Below are 16,732 nucleotides of genomic sequence, written 5' to 3'. Positions count from 1 at the left end.
AAGACTAGATCACCTCCGGTGCGAGAGAAACGATCTTCATGAACTTCTTGTCACGAAGCTCGCGAGCAACTGGGCCGAAGATACGGGTACCACGTGGCTCGTTGTCGCCCTTGAGAATGACTGCAGCATTCTCATCGAAGCGGATGTAAGAACCGTCCGGACGACGGGTCTCCTTCTTTGCACGGACGACGACAGCCTTAACGACGTCGCCTTCCTTAACGTTGCCGCCTGGGACAGCATCCTTGACAGTGGCGACGATTACGTCACCGATGCCAGCGAAGCGTCGAACGGAGCCACCGAGAACGCGGATGCACAGAATCTCACGTGCACCAGAGTTGTCGGCGACGCGCAGACGGGATTCTTGCTGAATCACTATGGGTCTCCTGACCTGGATTGATGTGCGGTAAGATTTCCGTCCTTACCGCACGCGGTCTACAAACTTGCGATGCTCAAGCCTTGACAACGGATTACACCGAAGGGTCTCGGACCGGCGGTTCGGAAACGCACCGCTACGGGCCGACCAGCTTTTGCAACCTATACATTCAACCACACGCCAGCACCCTTACCAAAACGCTGCTCGACGCTTGTCGACGCCCCTCTACCTCCACATTTATTTTCGCCAGTACACCCGCTTACCCCTTAGCCCATTATTTCGAATGCACCGACACACAAACAGTCTCCAAAACTATCGGCACACTCTGCACATATAAACCTCACCTTAACGTTCCTCAGTGCAAATCGGGTCGCACGACCATTCTAATAATCCAATTTTTTCACAGCTGTGACGTATGAAAATTACAGTTAACTTCTGATTTCCGCGTGACAACTGTGAATTATGTGACTATTGTTGTTTGCGTCGCGAAAGACATTTTTGCGCTTTCCCATATTCCCGAAGGAGAAACACATGAAGCGTTTGCCACAGACCTTGACCGCTGCTGCCCTGACCGGCGCACTCGCCTTTGGTGGCGCAGCTGTTGCTCAGGCCCAAATTCCGGATTCGGTAGTGGACGAGACCCTGTCCGAGATGCCTACCCCGTCTGCGGATGAAGATACCGTCACCGAAGACAGCCCAGCTGAAGCAGGCACCCCAGCTGAAGAGAACACCAGCGATATTGAACGCCATGATGTTGCTGCCGATCCGATTACCGTCGATGGTGTCGAGTACTTCAAGCAGGAAGACGGTTCTTGGTTGTCCAAGCCGGTCGCAGGCGATCCTGTTCGCTTGACTCCTGAGCAGGCAGAAAAGTTCGTGAAGGAGCAGCAGGACACCTCCGCAATTCCTGCTCCTGCCACCAAGATGGACGCTGAGGGCAACACTTGGTACCAGAGCATGAAGGATCCGGCGGTTTACGTCAACGATCCGGCCTTGGTCAACGTGGAAGTTACCGCCGAGATGCGTGACGCTTACGCGAAGGCATTCCCTTCTGAAGATGCGAAGCCTGAATTCGACAAGAAGAAGCTCGCATGGTTGGCGCTTCCGGCAGCCCTGGTGATTGGTGGCATCACCTGGTACCTCTCCCAGGACGGCAAGACCTACGTCAAGGACGAAGCACGCAAGAACCAGGAACCGACCGCTGAGGAAAAGGCTGCTTCCGAGCAGATGCTGAACGCTAACAAGGATGCGGTTATCGCCCAGGGTGGCCAGCTCGCTGAGGGCAACGCTGCCCCGGCAGCCGCACGTGGTATGTCCGCTGAGACCGGCTCCAACTCCGTTGCACAGGCTTTGGCTGCTCTGGCCGTAGCTGCAATGGTTGCCGCTGGCGCTTTCGCTGCACGCCGCAAGTTCTTCGCTTAAGCAAGAGCCTTCCTACCAAGTAGGAAACTGAATTGAGACTGGCTGCGCCGGTCGGGCTTCGGTCCGGTCGGCGCAGCTTTTTGCTATAGGCTCCCTGGTGCGTCACAGTTTGCTTGGGCTCAAGGTGAGCCTTCGCTCCAGAGAGCGCCGCTATTCCTAAACCGTTAAAGGCCGAACTGGGAAGGAGTTCTCCTCAGTTTGGCCTTTGTTCTTTACAAGCTAACGGGTTGTGCCTGCAGGCTCGTCAGTGAATGCAGGTGTAGCTGCATGTCCAGTGGCTGGCGCGGATGTTGGATCGGGCTTGGGATCCACAGTAAAGATATCGGTACCGAAGCCAGTGAGTTCGCCGGGGCGGAAAGCCGCGGTAGGAATAACAGGGCCGGTCTTCTTCGAATTCGAGACGACCACCGGGGTAGTTACGGGAAGGCCGGCGGCCTTGATGGCGTCGATATCGAATTCGGCGAGGACATCGCCCCGCCTGACCTCATCGCCCTTGGTGACGTGGGAGGTGAAGTGCTCGCCTTTAAGGTTTACCGTATCGAAACCAATATGCATGAGGATATCGATATTGCCCACCACTGGGTCCTTGGTGCGAATGGCGTAGGCATGGTGGGAAGGGAAGGTAACGGTGATTTTGCCGTCGGCAGGCGCAACCAGTTTGCCCACGGTCGGCTCGATAGCCACGCCCTGGCCTAGCTTGCCGCCGGCAAACATAGGATCGCTGACCTGAGACAGTGGCACGGCGGTGCCCTCCAATGGGGAGAAGATGGTGCAGGCATCCTCGGCTGCTACCGCAGCTGGGGTGGCAGCGGCGGCTTGAGCCTCGGCCGCCGGAGGATTCACCTCATCCGGATCAATGGAGCCGTTCTTGCGGGCTAGGTAGCGGCCATAAAGGTAGGCGCCGATGAAGGAACCCGCGAGTGCGATTGCAGCACAGATAAAGAACTGACTGTAATCCTCCGGGCGCATCGAAACGAAACCGATGACGCCGGCCGCGCCGAGTGCTGTTGCTTTCACGTCGAAGATGGCAATGAGAGTCGAGGCCACTGCAGAGGCAGCCATGCCGATGTAGAAAGGCCAGCGCAAGCGCAGATTCACACCGAAGATGGCAGGCTCAGTGATACCGAATAGTGCCGAGGTACCGGAAGCACCAGCCAAGCCCTTGAGCTTTTCGCTACGCGCCAGGAAGTAGACCGCGAGGGCTGCGCCACCTTGGGCAATATTCGCCATCGCTGCCGTGGCGAAGATGAAAGATCCGCCTTGATCCCACAGCATGTATTCGATTGGTGGGAAGGATTGGTGCAGGCCGGTGATGACGATTGGCGAGTAAACCAAGCCAAAAAGGAAGCCGCCGACCGGGCCTGCAAAGTCATACAAATTGGCCAAGCCAACGCCCAACCACTCACCGGCAGTACGCAAAACCGGGCCAATGGCCGCGAAGGTGATAAAGCCGGTGACCAGCAGGGTAATCAACGGCGTGAGCATGAAGTCCACCGTGCCCTTTAGGTGGCGGTGGAGGAACTTCTCAATCGTGGCCAGGATCCACGCAATAACCAGAATCGGCAGGATGGAGCCCTGGTAGCCGGCCTGTGCGACATCGAGGCCAAAGATGTTCCAGTACTCCATGTCGCCGGCCTCAATGGTCTCAGCCACGTTGTAGCCGTTGACCAGGTCCGGCATAACCATTGCCATGGCCATACCCGCGCCCAAAAACTCATTGCCGCCAAAGCGCTTGGTGGCAGTAAAGCCCACCAAAATGGGCAGGAAGGCAAAGGGGGCAGAAGCCAGCAGGTTGATAAGGCCAGCTACATCTTTAAGTGCCGGCACCATTTCAATGGCCGCTTTCTCACCAAACAGCCCTTCAGCCGACAAGACGTTGTTCAGCGCCATCAGCAAACCGCCGCCGACCAGAATCGGGATGAGCGGCACGAAGATATCCGCGAGCACCTTGACGGCGCGGGAGAACCAGTTGCCGGAATTAGCGGCAATGTCCTTGAGCTCTTCGGTGGAAACGGCAACGTCCTTATGGATCATGCCGTTCAATTCTTTATAAACAATGTTGACGTCACCTGGGCCAACGATGACCTGGAACATTCCACCGGCTTCAAAGATTCCCTTGAGATCAGGGTCAGCCTCTAAGGCCTTGGTATCGACCTTCTTCGTATCCTTCAGCACCATGCGCAGGCGCGTTGCGCAGTGCGCCAAGCCGATGATGTTTTCTTCGCCGCCAAGTGCACGCAGGGTCCGTGCGGCAACTTCCTTATGGTCCATAGGAAAAGCTCCCTTTCTTTTTCACGAGCTAATCAACCTAGAACCATTAGATACAGCTTCCAGACAAAAAGCCAAGAGCTCGGACATATTTGAGGGAAAATTCACCAAGTTTTGCCGTTTGAACGGTCACCTAGTTCTTAACCCAGCCGCTCCATCGCGCTTCGCCTTCGCCAAATACGCTTGCCGACGCCGCAATTCGCCCACCGCCAGCGAAAATCTCCACGGCGCAGCCATCGGCAATGGCCATGACCCCGCCCTCTGGGCAAGCAATCACGCGCTCGTCATCGCCCACACTCACGCGCAGCAGCCCTCCGCCTGCGGTAAAGCGCAGGTGTTCCCTACCTTCAGCATCCACGAGGCTATAGCTGCCGCCACGCGAAGAGCTCAGGCTCACCGTGCTGCCGAAGCCCTCCCTACCAGCAGCATCGGGAATCGTCTCCCACACCGGCCATTGATAAAGCACGCCGTCTTCCAGCCATACCCGGCGCGGCAAGGTCAGGGTGTGCACCCAGCCCTCCTCCACGGTGGGCTTGTCATCTCGAGCAGGAAGGCCCATCCAGCCGAGCAGCAGCGCTTGGCCATCGCTCATGCCAACCAGCTGCGGGGCATAGAACTCGTGTCCATAGTCCAGCTCGCTGAAACCACGCTCGACGTGGAAGGTGGTGCCGTCCAGCTTGCCAACTAGGTAGCCGCACTGGTCAGAAGACGCGTAGTGCGTTTGCCCATCCACTTTGACGGGTTCAAGCCCCTGCGGGCAAAAGACCAGGACGTCCTTAGACTCACCAGTTGCCTTATCAGTCAAGGTCACAAGGTTTGGGCACTCCCACATATATCCGCCCGGTAGGAGATCGGGGCTAAGCCCCGGCGCGGCGTCGTCAAGCGCGAAATCCAGTGCTCCCTCAAAGTCCCAGTTCTTAAGGTCCTGCGAGCGGTAGAGCACCACCGCAGCGTTCTCGTCCTCACGTTGCGCGCCGATGACCATGCGCCAGCCTTGCTCATCCCGGGAAATCTGCGGATCGCGGAAGTGCCCGGTAAAGCCTTCCTCGCTATCGGGAATCAGCGGGTTCGCGGCATCGCGATGATAAATGCCGCCCTCAGGGCCGGAAGGGTCGAGAACGCGCACGCGGTTCTGGGAAGGAATGCGCTTGCCATCCACCTTGAGGTTGCCCGTATAAAACAGCCACACGTCGGTGCCATCGACCACGGCACCGCCGGAGTAACAGCCGTCCTTGTCATAGGGCAGGTCAGGTGAAAGCACGTCCGGATGATGCCGCCAGGGGCCTGCCACCGAGTACTTCGCCGAGGCATGCGCCCACCCCGTGCGCTTCGGCGCATGCGGGAAGCAGGGGTCGTGTTGGTAATAAACGTGCATGGTGTCGCCATCTAGAAAGACACCATTTGGATCGTTGAGACGGCCATACGGGGGCGCGATGTGGAAGTTCGGACGGTAGTTCATATCACCGATACTATGGAATCCATGAGAATCCATGTGTGTGGCGAAGGACTCGTCGATCTCGTCCCCGTCAGCCCAGGTAGCTTGCAAGACCTCACGCCGGCTTTGGGCGGCGGGCCTTTCAATGTGGCCATCGCGGCGGCGCGTCTGGGCGGCGAGGTCAGCTTCCAGTCGCGCCTTTCCACCGACGGTTTCGGTAACGCGCTGGTGGAAAGGCTGGAACAAGAAGGCGTGGACACGTCTATGGTCCAGCGCGGTCCAGAGCCCACCACTTTGGCCGTGACCAGCATCGGTGATGATGGTTCGGCGTCTTATACCTTCTACACGGAGGGCACGGCAGATAGGTTGGTTGAGCCCACGCTTTCCGACGCCGAGATTGCCTGCTTCGGCACTGTTTCTCTCGCGTTGGAGCCGGGTGCTTCGCGCTATGGCAAACTGCTCAAGCAATTCGCAGCTAAGGGCAGCATCGTGGCGCTCGATCCGAATATCCGCCCGTTCTACGCCAACGATAAGCACAAGGCCTTCCTCAACGAGCTACTTGCCCACGTCACCGTGCTGAAGCTTTCTGAGGAAGAGGTGGAATTCCTGGGCAAGCAGGCGCTCAAGCAGGTTCCAGTCGTGGTGGTTACCCGCGGCAGCGAGGGCCTCACGTTGCGCGCTGGCACGACCCGGCTCGATGTGCCTTCCGTCAAGGTCGACGTCGCCGACACCATCGGCGCGGGCGATACCATCATGGGTGCGCTGCTCACAGAGATCGCCCGCCACAACCTCACGGCCGAAGAGCTCACTCACTTGAGCGCATACGACTGGAAAGAGATTTTGGAATTCGCAGCGGCAGCCGCTGCGATTACCGTCTCTCACAAGGGCGCACAGCCACCGCACCGCGCAGAAGTGCTTGCCATGCAAGCAGATGCTCAGAAGAAGGGGGCCTAAGTGTTTGCTTCCTACCAGGGCCGTAGCGCCATACTTCACACCGTGGCGTTCATCTTCGTGGCGCTGTCTTTCATCTTCCCGGTAGTCCTGGGCACTTCTGCCCTGCTGCCCACGTGGCTATCCGGCATCGTGAGTATCCTCGTTGCGCTCGCCATTCTTGTCGACGCCGCGCACAAAGCCTTCGCCCCATCTGAACGCCCCGCACGTGGCCTGCGCGCACTTTCCGCCCTCGCTGCGTTGACCGCGCTCATCGGCTGGATCTGCTGGCTTATCATCTTCAACAACTTCGACGCCGCCGGCACCACCATGTACAAGGTAGGCACCTTCACCCTGGGCACCAGCGCCGTGCTCAACATCTTCTGCGCCGCCATGGCCTTCCTGGATTGGCGGGCTGGCCGCGTTACTCCGGTCAAGCACTAATCGGCGAAACTGCCTTTGGCTCCCCGAAAAACATCAAGCACTCCTTGTAGTTGCTCTGCGCAGCCACAAGGAGTTCTTGTTATTCAGCAGCTTCGATTTCAAAGCTGGTGCCCACACGAGGCAGGCCGATCGGCAAAGAGGGATCACTTGGCCAACTAACGTTGTTAGCAGCGATCGACACCGTCACATGCTTGCCCACCCACGGCTCTGCCTTTTCGCGGCTTTCCTCGTGCGCGCTGTAGTGCGATGCAAGGAAGCCGCTATCGACCACACGGGTTTCCTTGTAACCTGCCTTGTTCCCGGTGATCTCCCCCGGAGCGTCAAATTCGAGGATCCAATAGTCGCCGTTGAGCTCGCTTTCAAGGATTCCGGATTCAGGATGCGAGCCTAGGGTCTCACGACCTTTCTTCTTTACAACCTTACCCGTCATCTTCAAGATGCCGTCTTCAACGACCACCGCTGGTTTCTTCGATTCTTCTGACGCCGTGGATTCTTGGGAATCCGCCTCTGCTGAACTTTGCGGCACCAGCGTATTGAACATCTTCTCTGTTTCTTTAGCGGAGTCGTCTTTTCCGGAATTACTGCAGCCAGAAAGCGCTAGGGCAGCAACACAGAGAAAGGAAACATAGCGGCGCATGATTGGACCTCAAAACACATAAGGAGATAGGGGACAGCTTTTTAGCTTAACGCCCTGGGGCGGTGAGGATTGTGGAAATCGGCGATCCGGCGGCGTCGGCAAGCGGCAAATGCTTCGCAGTTTACTGGGTACATCCCCACTATTGGGCGAAGCCGGAATACGTATCTTAAAAGACTTTAAAAATTAAGACACTGTTTAATTAGCCGCTTCTGATACTTAAAACGCCATCTTTAACCTATCCACTCATGCATTGCTCATCCCATGATGCTTATCTCTCGCTGAACGGGGTACGCCGTGAATTCGCGGATAACACCGGCCTGCATGAAACAGATCTTTCCGTAAGCGAAGGTGAGTTCATCTCTATCCTCGGCCCGTCGGGCTGCGGTAAGTCCACCCTGCTGCGTTGTATCGCCGGCCTAGAAACACCAGATGCTGGCAGCATCACTCTTGACGGCCGCGAAGTCTTCGGCCCAAACAGCGTTATCCCTGTTAATGAACGCGGCCTTTCCATGGTCTTCCAGGACCTTGCGCTCTGGCCACACATGAGCGTGGAGAAGAACATCGACTTCCCCCTGTCGATTCAGGGCGTCGACAAGCAAAAGCGCAAAGAATCCGTAGCCCAGGCCATGGCGATGGTGGGCATCACGAGTAAAGCAAACGCGCGCCCAGCCCAGCTTTCTGGCGGACAGCAACAGCGCGTGGCCATCGCCCGCGCTTTGGTATCCAATCCCCGTTTGTTGTTGATGGACGAACCACTGTCCGCGCTCGATGCTGCACTCCGCGTCCAAATCCGTGCCGAGCTCACTCGCATCACCCGTGAACTGGGTCTGACCGTCATTTATGTCACCCATGACCAAGCGGAAGCCCTAGCTATGTCTGACCGCATCGCCGTCATGGATTCGGGTTCCATCGTGCAATTCGACGACCCTGTCACGCTTTACGAACACCCAGCTAATGACTTCGTAGCAAGTTTCGTGGGAACCATGAACCACCACCCCGACTTCCCGCCCGTTCGCCCGGAAAACGTTCTCGTTTCCGTCGATGACGTGGGCGGGGCAATCCCTGCCGAGGTACTTTCGGCCCACTTCGTCGGCGGACGCTTTGAAGTCGAATGCGCCGTGGCCGGGGCCGCAGAGGAATGGACTGTCTACAGCCGCACTCGCCTTCAACCAGGACAAACGCTCTATCTCACACCACAAGGAGTTTCCCATGTTTAAGAAAATCGCTCTTCCCATCGCCGCAATTGCCCTCACCCTGACTGGCTGCGGATCTGTAGACAGCGCTAACACCTCCGATTCCGCGCAGGACAGCGCAGTCGCAGCGGCCGAAAAGTGGGAGGCACCCGAAGGCCTTTCCGGTTCTCTCGATTACTACTCCGCGAATCCGCAGGGGCTTACCGACGCCCTCGTGGAGGCCTTTGAGGAAAAGACCGACGTAGACGTCAACGTTTTCGCCGGCACCACCGGCGAAGTTACCGCCAAGATCAAGGCTGAGGAAGCAAATCCTCAGGCCGACGTTGTCTACCTTGCATCTTGGAACGCCGCCAGCAAGCAGGACAAGACCGGTGCACTAGCGGAATACACGCCGGAGAACTCTGACGACATCAACCAGAAATGGACTGGCCCAAACAAGACCTTCACCGGCCGCGATGGTTCTGCCCTCGCCCTCGTCACTAACACCAACGTCGTAGACGAGGTCCCGCAGGATTGGGAGGAGCTCGCGGATCCGAAGTACAAGGATCAGGTCATCATGCCGGATCCGCGTGAGTCCGGCACCGCCGCTGATCTGATCACGGCGATGGTCTCCAAGTGGGGCGAAGACAAGACATGGGAGCTGTTCGACAAACTCTTCGACAACGGCATGATCGTGCAGGGCGCTAACGGTCCAGCACTTGACCAGGTCACCTCCGGCTCACGCGGCATCGTCTTAGGCGGCGTCGATTACTCCGCATACTCCGCCAAGTCCAAGGGCGAGCCGCTCGAGGTGGTAATCCCTAAGTCCGGCACCACCGTTACCCCGCGTCCGGTCATGATTTTTAAGTCCACTGACAACAAGGAAGCAGCACAAGCCTTCGTTGATTTCATGTTCTCCGAGGAAGCCCAGCAGATTTCCGCTTCCAAGAACATGATCCCTGCTGCCAAGAATGTAGAGCCTAAGAACGGCCCGGCTTTGCAGGACATCTCCCAGCTCTCTGAGGACTGGAATGCCCTGTCTAAGGAATCCTCCGACGTCAAGGAGTCCTTCGTTTCCCGCTACTTGGAGAAGTAAATGGCAAGACGCACTGGTCTTTACTCCATTCTCGTTGTCCTGCTTGTCCTCGTAGCAGCACCACTAGTGGCGGTGTTGGCTAGTGCGTTTTTGGGCTACCGCGAAGAACCATCGGCTTTAGGAACCCTGGCGCAGCCGGGAATGGCAGGCATTATCGGCCACACCTTGTGGTTGTCCTTCCTCGTTGTAGTCTTCGCGACCTTGTTCGCGGCCCCACTAGCGTTTCTGCGTTCATGGACCTCGTGGCGCAACTCCCGCGCGCTCGAAGTCGCAATCATGATTCCCTTCATGACACCGCCCTTCGCCGCCGCGATGGCTTGGATGGATTTCACCCGCCGCGGTGGCGTGGCCGCGATGCTTCTGGGTGAAATGTTGGGCAAGCTGGCACACGACGCCATCTATTCGGTAGGCGGCATGGCCTTCATCATGGCTGCAGAGCTCTTCCCATTCTTCTACCTAGTGCTGCGGAACTGTCTTACCAGCATCCCGGCATCGACGCTGGAGATGGCGCAGGTTGCAGGAGCCTCTCGGTGGCAGTTTTTCCGGCGCATCATCACACCGATGACACTGGGGCCTTATTCTCTAGGCGCGTTGATTGTATTCATCAAGGCAGCAGGTGAGTTTGGCACGCCGGTCACGCTGGGCAATGCAATCGGCTACGAGGTGCTGGTCTCTTCGATCTATCAGGATGTAACCATTGATCCTCTGAGCTTTTCTCAAGCGGCGGCCTCGTCCTCGGTGCTCTTTTCCATCGGTGTGGGTGCTTGGGCGTTACAGCAATGGGCCGCGCGCCGAGATATAACCAACGGCGGCCGCGTCGCCCGCAGCGTGTCCGCGCGTTTGGGTTCGTTCGCCCGATTCTTGTGCGGCGGTTGGGTGGCGCTGACAATCGCCCTTTCCGTGGTCATCCCGTATATTTCCATTGCACTAGCAGCGATGACGATTCTGCGCTCGGCACCGCCGACGCCGGATAACCTCACCTTTGACTACTTCGGCATCGTTCTGTCGATGTCTTCGGGCCGCGAAGCAATGCTGCGTTCCTTGTTGCTTGGTGCAATCGGTGCGACGGTTGCCGTTCTAGTAGCGCTGGCCGTCACCCTATTGACTACACGCCGCCGTAGACCAGTTGCGCGCATAGTGGACTTCCTCGCAGTTGCACCCGATACCGTTCCGGGAATCGTTCTAGCCATTGGTTTCATCCTGCTGTGGAACTCGCCGAATCTGCCGTGGAGCCCCTATGGCACACAGCTCATACTGGTGATGGCTTTCACGGTGCTGTTTACGCCAATGGCCGTGCAGAACATCAAAACCTCTGCTACGGCAGTCTCCCCGACCATCTACGAAGCAGCGAAGGTCTCCGGTGCCAAGGGTCACCAGACCTTCTTCCGGATCACGCTGCCTTTGCTAGCGCCGGGTATCGCTGCGGGTTGGATTCTGGCCTTCTTCGTGGGCTTCCGCGAACTCGTCATGTCCTCTCTAGTGCGCCCGAACAATATCAACCTGCTAGCGCCCTGGATCATGAGCCAATTCGATCAAGGCCACCGCGCTGAGGCCATGGCAATGACCCTCATGGGCGTGGGCACCTCCACCATCGTCCTCGTACTCGTCACCCTGTGGCAGCAAAAGGAACGTGCATGATCACCATCATCTCAGATATTCACCTAGGCCTACCCGGCAGCTATGAGCTCCCGGAGGGAGACGGTACCTTGGTGGTTCTTGGCGACATCGTGGACCGAAACGTCGGCACGGAATGGGCACGCAAAGGTGAAAAGTTACTAGCCGAATCTTCCTTTGAGACTATCCACTTTATTCCGGGAAACCACGATGTCCACCATGACTTTAAATGGCCCGAAGGAATCATCGTGCACGGGACCGAACCACACTTCTTCGAGATCGACGGTGTGCAGGCGTGGACCTGCGGCGTGGCCACCGACCCTGACCCACGAGAAATCAAAATCCCCAGCTTCAATGGCCTGGGACTGCTTCACACCTCTGTGCACGGTGAGTTCAGCCGCAAGCCTTGCCTGCCGTGCAAGCTAGAGGATCTGCAAGAAAGCGGTGCGACGTGGGTGCTTGGGCACGTGCACAAGCCCGTCACGCTAAGCGCGGAACCGTTCATCGGTTGGACGGGAATGCGTGCCGGCGTGCACTACGACCCGACGACTTCCGCGGTGAGCAGGTTTTCTTAAAGACTATTTCAAAGGTTGTCTTTGCGAGCAGAGACCGCTCGGGGGTCGTTAACTCGGATGCGGCGCGAGAGTTGCTGGGATGGTCTGAATTAAAAGCTCTTTGAGGCCGGCGTTCTTTGGAAAATCCCTGTGCTCGGACCAACTTGCGATGCATTCGATGAAGATGCCGATCAGACTGCGGGCACGGGTGCGGTCGATAATGCTGGTGCCCGTCTCAGCTAGGACGCAGTCCACCCACTGGTCCGAGTGCTGCCAGATATGGCCCAGCAACGAAGGATTTTCACGCAACAGAAGGACTCGATCTGCGAGCTGTCCTCCCCACGCATCGGCATCGCTGAAGAGTTCGCGGAGCGCTGCCTCCAAGTTCTTATAATCAGTCATCTGCGCGATGTCCACCAGAACCTTTGTTGCTTCGGGACTGATGATGACACTGGTGATAACGGCTTCTTTCGTGCCAAAGTGGCGGTAGAAGGTCATCGCTGAGACATCAGCGGCTTCGGTAATTTCAGCCACGGTGACGTCGTCATATCCACGCTCTGCAAAAAGCTCGAGCGCCGCACTTCGGATCGCGCGCCGCGTCATAAGTTTCTTTCGGTCGCGACGATTAAGCCCAAGATTGTCCGAAGACGAAGATTCTAAAGGACGTGACACCATGCCTTAACTCTATAATTTCTGCTGCCTCGTGTGCATGAATAACAACGCAAATCCCGTTAAAACACAAGCAGCGCTACACAGGACAAAGACGCTATCCATCGCATGGATATAGGAGGCGTCGCTAGCCGGCTCGCCTGCCAAGTTAATTACGAGTGAGGCGATGAAAGCAACGCCTAGGAGCGAGCCAAGCTGCCGAATTGTATTAACCAACGAGGCACCACTTCCCCGGCGCTCCGGGTGAACCTGCGCCATCGCCTCCTGCAAAGCCAAGGATTGCCCCGCCCCCACACCAAAGCCGGCAAGGCTTAACCCCGCGGCCAAATATCCATATCCGCTGGATGGACTCGTCAACGCACCAACCAGCAGCCCCCCGGCGACGAGGAAAATCGAGCTAGGCAGAAGCCACCGCCCAATCTTGCTTCGCCGCACCAACAGCCCGGCTGCCAAGGCGCCAACGATGGCAGTGCCGGCCAAAGGCATAAGCATCAAGCCACCCCGGGCAGGCGAGTTGCCCAAGATATTCTGCAGGTAGTGCGGAGTGACATAAAGCAGCCCGAAAAGCACCAAGTTGATAAAGAACAGGGTCACAGTATTCACGAGGAAGCGCGGATTGTTCATAAGCCCCAAGTCCACGAGCGCTTGATCGCTCCTTCCGCCGAAGACCAGGGCCAGTGCCAAAGCAGCCAACCCAATCAGAATTGGTAACCAAACCGCACTAAATGAGACCTTGCCGCTGACGTTAATCATGCCGACCGTGAGAACAAGGAAACCAAAGGCAGAGAGCAAGATCTGTACCCACGGCAGCGCCAGATGGGAAGGAACAGACCTTGCCTTCGGCAGTCGGCTACAGCCGAAAAAGACAAGGGCGATGACAACGACGTCAAGCCAGAAGATGCCTCGCCAGCCTAAAGCATGAATAATCCAGCCACCCAGGAGCGGACCTAAAGGAGCGCCAACACCACCGGCGGCGGTCCACAAACTATTGGCCAGTGCCATGTCGGAAGGCTCTATCACCGTGGGCAAAAGGGCCAGCGACATCGGCGTAAACACCGAGGCCGCAAGTCCCATGCCCGCACGTCCGACAATGAGCCAGATGGCCGACGGAGCAAGCGCGCACACGAGCGCGGATACAAAAAAGACCATGCTTCCTAAGAGGAGTAGTCGTTTATGTCCGAGCCTGTCGCCGAAGAGCCCGCACGGCAGCAATACCGCAAGGAAGGCGACATTGTATGCGGAGACAACCCATGCGGCTTCCGCGGGGCTCGCACCTAGTGAGTTCGTCAATGCTGGCAGGGCAACCGCAACCATGGTCGTATTCATATACAACGTCATAATTCCGGCACACAGTGTTAATAGATGCGACCAATGCGTTTTAGCGATAGTCTCTACCATGCGTTACAAACTACCACTTTTAAAGAGATTGGAGACTACGCTAATGGGCCACTACAAACCAGGACAGATTCCCGTCGGCGAAGCAAAAGAACTCTTCGAACTTCTAACTCGTTGCGACAAGGACTTCACTCCCCCGCTCTCGCAGCGCGCGGCCGTTGGACAGACCGACTGGGACAGCCAGGGAGCGAATACGGGAATCAAAGACTATTACGAGTCGTTGATCGAAAAGGCCACCATCATCACGGTCACCCGCAACAACAAGTTGGCAGGGTTCTGCGCTTATTACTATCCCTATCAATGGCAGGGCCAAAGCTACCTATACGTGAGCACCGCGGTCACCGCGCACGAATGGCGCAAGCACGGACTCACTAACGCGTATGTGCGCCATATCTGCACCGCCGCAATGCGGTTGAAATGCCCCATCCTCGCCAAGACTTGGTCTACCAACAAGCAGAGTATGACGGCACTATCCCGCTATGCCGATAGAGCAGACACGCTTTGCGACGACCCCGGTGCCGGCATCGACACCGTCTACTGGGAGACCACGCTAGATACGTTGCTATACCGGGCAGCGCGACGAACGCTTAAAAAATACGCGCATATGAAAAGCCGGCCGAACCTTCTTCCTAAAGGAGGAAAAGCTCGGCCGGCTTAAGTGTTGAAAAGCTAGGTTTTACTTAGCCTTCTCAACGACCTCGACGAGACGGAAGTGCTTGTCCTTAGACAGCGGGCGGGTCTCGGCGATCAGAACGCGGTCGCCGACGCCGGCGGTCTCGTTCTCGTCATGTGCCTTAACCTTCTTGTTAGAGCGCATGATCTTGCCGTAAAGCGCGTGCTGCTTGCGGTCCTCGAGCTCGACGACGATGGTCTTATCCATCTTGTCGGAAACTACGATACCGATGCGGGTCTTGCGCGCACCGCGCTCCTTCTTTACTTCGTTCACGTTTGCCTCACTCATGATTAAGCCTCAGCTCCCGGAACTACGGACAGGCCCAGCTCGCGCTCGCGAAGAACGGTGTAGATGCGGGCAATGTCGCGCTTAACCGTGCCGATGCGGCGGTTGTTGGTCAGCTGGCCGGTAGCCTTCTGGAAACGAAGGTTGAACAGCTCTTCCTTCGCATCCTGCAGACGCTTTTCCAGCTCAGCGTTGTCGAGCTCACGGAACTCGTGGGCGGGGGTACCGGTTGCCATTAGAACTGGTCCTCCTTCTTGATGATGCGGACCTTGCAAGGAAGCTTCTGGCCTGCGCGGCGCAGTGCCTCAATTGCAGTGGCCTCGTTCGGGTAGGACATCTCGAAGAGGACGCGGCCCGGCTTAACGTTGGCGACCCACTTCTCAACCGGGCCCTTACCGGAACCCATACGAACGCCGAGCGGCTTCTGGGTCAACGGACGGTCCGGGAAGATGTTGATCCACACCTTGCCACCACGCTTGACGTGGCGGTTGATGGCAATACGTGCGGCCTCAATCTGACGGTTGGTGATGTAAGCCGGCTCGAGAGCCTGGATTGCGTAATCACCAAAGTTGATGCGGTTACCGCCCTTGGAAACACCGGTACGGGTAGGACGGTGCTGGCGGCGGTACTTAACGCGCTTAGGAATCAGCATGGATTAGCCCTCCTGCTTCTGCTGTGCGCGCTGACGACGCTGGCCACCACGGCGCGGACGACCGTTACGGTCACCGCGGCCACGGCCCTGCGCCGGAGCGTTCAGTTCGGATTCGCGTACGCCACCGACGACGTCACCCTTGTAGATCCACACCTTGATGCCAATGCGGCCGAAGGTGGTGTGAGCCTCTGCGGTGCCGTAGTCGATCTCGGCGCGAAGGGTGTGCAGCGGAACGCGACCCTCGTGGTAGCGCTCGGTACGGGACATCTCCGCGCCGCCCAGACGGCCGTTCAAGAGGATCTTAATACCCTTGACCTGCGGCTGGCGCATAGCGGACTGGATAGCCTTGCGCATTGCACGACGGAATGCAACACGGTTAACCAGCTGCTCGGCGACGGACTGAGCAACGAGGGTTGCGTTTGCGTCGACCTGCTTGACCTCGAGAATGTTGAGGGCGACCATCTTGCCGGTGAGCTTCTCGAGCTCGCGGCGGATGCGGTCTGCCTCAGCACCGCGGCGGCCGATCACGATGCCCGGGCGGGCGGTGTGGATGTCGACGCGTACACGGTCACGGGTGCGCTCGATAACGACGTTGGCAATGCCAGCGCGGTCGAGGCCCTTCTCGAGGTACTGACGGATCTTGATGTCTTCGGCTACGTAGTTCGCGTAGTCCTTATCGGCGAACCAGTGGGTCTTCCAGTCGGAAGTGATGCCCAAACGTAGGCCGTGAGGATGGATTTTCTGGCCCATTACTTGGCCCCTTCCTTCTGGCTTTCGACCACCACGGTGATGTGGCTGGTGCGCTTACGAATCATGAATGCACGGCCCTGTGCGCGTGGCTGGAAACGACGCATGGTCGGGCCTTCGTTGGCGTATGCCTCGGAGACGACCAGGGTGCGTGGGTCCAGACCGAAGTTGTTCTCAGCGTTAGCAGCTGCAGAAGCAACAACCTTAGCGACTGGCTTAGCAGCGCCCTGCGGAGCGTACTTCAGGATTGCAAGTGCCTCGGCTACGGACTTGCCGCGAACCAGATCGATGACACGGCGTGCCTTCATCGGAGTAACGCGGACGTAGCGGGCCGTTGCGGATGCGGAGGTGATGGTTTCACTCATC

19 protein-coding genes are annotated in these 16,732 nt (G+C 57.7%); 8 read left to right on the top strand and 11 right to left on the bottom strand.

Going from position 1 to position 16,732, the window contains the following annotated elements; genetic code table 11:
- Positions 1 to 4: 4 nt before the first annotated feature.
- The gene (rplN, locus tag QKB66_RS07150; RefSeq protein WP_061920530.1) at positions 5 to 373 is read right to left on the bottom strand and encodes a 50S ribosomal protein L14; all 369 of its coding nucleotides are present in this window, start codon (positions 371 to 373) and stop codon (positions 5 to 7) included.
- Between the two features lie 531 nt (positions 374 to 904).
- On the opposite strand from rplN, the gene QKB66_RS07145 reads away from it, so the two are divergent.
- The gene (locus tag QKB66_RS07145; RefSeq protein ID WP_248092746.1) at positions 905 to 1,795 is read left to right on the top strand and encodes a hypothetical protein; all 891 of its coding nucleotides are present in this window, start codon (positions 905 to 907) and stop codon (positions 1,793 to 1,795) included.
- 219 nt (positions 1,796 to 2,014) lie between these two features.
- On the opposite strand, the gene QKB66_RS07140 is transcribed toward QKB66_RS07145, so the two are convergent.
- Together QKB66_RS07140 and QKB66_RS07135 are read right to left on the bottom strand one after the other, a co-directional pair.
- Positions 2,015 to 4,066, bottom strand: coding sequence for a sucrose-specific PTS transporter subunit IIBC (locus tag QKB66_RS07140; RefSeq protein WP_414252987.1), 2,052 nt, complete (start codon positions 4,064 to 4,066; stop codon positions 2,015 to 2,017).
- Between the two features lie 130 nt (positions 4,067 to 4,196).
- Positions 4,197 to 5,522 (bottom strand): glycoside hydrolase family 32 protein, encoded by a 1,326-nt coding sequence (locus tag QKB66_RS07135; protein WP_414252986.1) that lies wholly within the window; start codon positions 5,520 to 5,522, stop codon positions 4,197 to 4,199.
- A gap of 21 nt (positions 5,523 to 5,543) precedes the next feature.
- Between QKB66_RS07135 and QKB66_RS07130 the strand changes: the two genes are divergently transcribed.
- On the top strand, positions 5,544 to 6,452 hold the full coding sequence (locus QKB66_RS07130; protein WP_414252985.1) for a carbohydrate kinase family protein: 909 nt from the start codon (positions 5,544 to 5,546) through the stop codon (positions 6,450 to 6,452).
- Entirely contained in the window at positions 6,453 to 6,872 is a 420-nt protein-coding gene (locus QKB66_RS07125) for a multidrug transporter (protein WP_248092751.1), read from the top strand.
- A gap of 79 nt (positions 6,873 to 6,951) precedes the next feature.
- Here the strand turns inward: QKB66_RS07125 and QKB66_RS07120 are convergent, their stop codons facing one another.
- The gene (locus tag QKB66_RS07120; protein ID WP_248092753.1) at positions 6,952 to 7,413 is read right to left on the bottom strand and encodes a hypothetical protein; all 462 of its coding nucleotides are present in this window, start codon (positions 7,411 to 7,413) and stop codon (positions 6,952 to 6,954) included.
- Positions 7,414 to 7,754: 341 nt separating this feature from the next.
- Between QKB66_RS07120 and QKB66_RS07115 the strand changes: the two genes are divergently transcribed.
- From QKB66_RS07115 to QKB66_RS07100, 4 genes are read left to right on the top strand one after another with little or no spacing between them, the layout of a single operon-like run.
- Complete coding sequence (locus QKB66_RS07115; protein ID WP_414252984.1) at positions 7,755 to 8,726, top strand: ABC transporter ATP-binding protein; 972 nt, start codon at positions 7,755 to 7,757, stop codon at positions 8,724 to 8,726.
- On the top strand, positions 8,719 to 9,777 hold the full coding sequence (locus tag QKB66_RS07110) for an ABC transporter substrate-binding protein (protein WP_248092756.1): 1,059 nt from the start codon (positions 8,719 to 8,721) through the stop codon (positions 9,775 to 9,777). Before QKB66_RS07115 ends, QKB66_RS07110 begins: the two co-directional genes overlap by 8 nt.
- A complete protein-coding gene (locus tag QKB66_RS07105; RefSeq protein ID WP_414252983.1) occupies positions 9,778 to 11,415 on the top strand; it encodes an ABC transporter permease in 1,638 nt (545 codons plus the stop codon).
- The gene (locus QKB66_RS07100) at positions 11,412 to 11,966 is read left to right on the top strand and encodes a metallophosphoesterase (RefSeq protein WP_414252982.1); all 555 of its coding nucleotides are present in this window, start codon (positions 11,412 to 11,414) and stop codon (positions 11,964 to 11,966) included. The genes QKB66_RS07105 and QKB66_RS07100 overlap by 4 nt, the downstream gene beginning before the upstream one ends.
- Before the next feature lie 48 nt (positions 11,967 to 12,014).
- Here the strand turns inward: QKB66_RS07100 and QKB66_RS07095 are convergent, their stop codons facing one another.
- Positions 12,015 to 12,548 carry a TetR/AcrR family transcriptional regulator gene (locus QKB66_RS07095; RefSeq protein ID WP_414252981.1) on the bottom strand — a complete coding sequence of 178 codons (534 nt, stop codon included), beginning with the start codon at positions 12,546 to 12,548 and terminating at the stop codon, positions 12,015 to 12,017.
- 81 nt (positions 12,549 to 12,629) lie between these two features.
- Positions 12,630 to 14,012, bottom strand: coding sequence for an MFS transporter (locus QKB66_RS07090; RefSeq protein WP_414252980.1), 1,383 nt, complete (start codon positions 14,010 to 14,012; stop codon positions 12,630 to 12,632).
- Positions 14,013 to 14,055: 43 nt separating this feature from the next.
- Here QKB66_RS07090 and QKB66_RS07085 point away from each other — a divergent pair, with 43 nt between their 5' ends.
- The gene (locus QKB66_RS07085) at positions 14,056 to 14,667 is read left to right on the top strand and encodes a GNAT family N-acetyltransferase (RefSeq protein ID WP_414252979.1); all 612 of its coding nucleotides are present in this window, start codon (positions 14,056 to 14,058) and stop codon (positions 14,665 to 14,667) included.
- 18 nt (positions 14,668 to 14,685) lie between these two features.
- Here QKB66_RS07085 and rpsQ read toward each other — a convergent pair whose 3' ends face one another.
- The 5 genes from rpsQ to rplV are packed head-to-tail and all read right to left on the bottom strand — an operon-like array spanning position 14,686 to position 16,731.
- Positions 14,686 to 14,970 (bottom strand): 30S ribosomal protein S17, encoded by a 285-nt coding sequence (gene rpsQ / locus QKB66_RS07080; RefSeq protein ID WP_061920507.1) that lies wholly within the window; start codon positions 14,968 to 14,970, stop codon positions 14,686 to 14,688.
- Positions 14,971 to 14,972: 2 nt separating this feature from the next.
- The gene (gene rpmC, locus QKB66_RS07075; RefSeq protein WP_061920505.1) at positions 14,973 to 15,203 is read right to left on the bottom strand and encodes a 50S ribosomal protein L29; all 231 of its coding nucleotides are present in this window, start codon (positions 15,201 to 15,203) and stop codon (positions 14,973 to 14,975) included.
- Positions 15,203 to 15,619: a 50S ribosomal protein L16 gene (gene rplP / locus QKB66_RS07070; protein ID WP_061920502.1), complete on the bottom strand. Its 417-nt coding sequence runs from the start codon at positions 15,617 to 15,619 to the stop codon at positions 15,203 to 15,205. Before rplP ends, rpmC begins: the two co-directional genes overlap by 1 nt.
- Before the next feature lie 3 nt (positions 15,620 to 15,622).
- Positions 15,623 to 16,369 (bottom strand): 30S ribosomal protein S3, encoded by a 747-nt coding sequence (rpsC, locus tag QKB66_RS07065; RefSeq protein WP_248093772.1) that lies wholly within the window; start codon positions 16,367 to 16,369, stop codon positions 15,623 to 15,625.
- Complete coding sequence (gene rplV, locus QKB66_RS07060; RefSeq protein ID WP_061920498.1) at positions 16,369 to 16,731, bottom strand: 50S ribosomal protein L22; 363 nt, start codon at positions 16,729 to 16,731, stop codon at positions 16,369 to 16,371. Before rplV ends, rpsC begins: the two co-directional genes overlap by 1 nt.
- Position 16,732 lies beyond the last annotated feature (1 nt).

Source organism: Corynebacterium sp. c25Ua_89 (assembly GCF_047459735.1).
GTDB lineage: Bacteria > Actinomycetota > Actinomycetes > Mycobacteriales > Mycobacteriaceae > Corynebacterium > Corynebacterium simulans.
The sequence above is the reverse complement of the archived record's forward strand: the minus strand, read 5'-3'. Positions and strand labels throughout refer to the sequence as shown.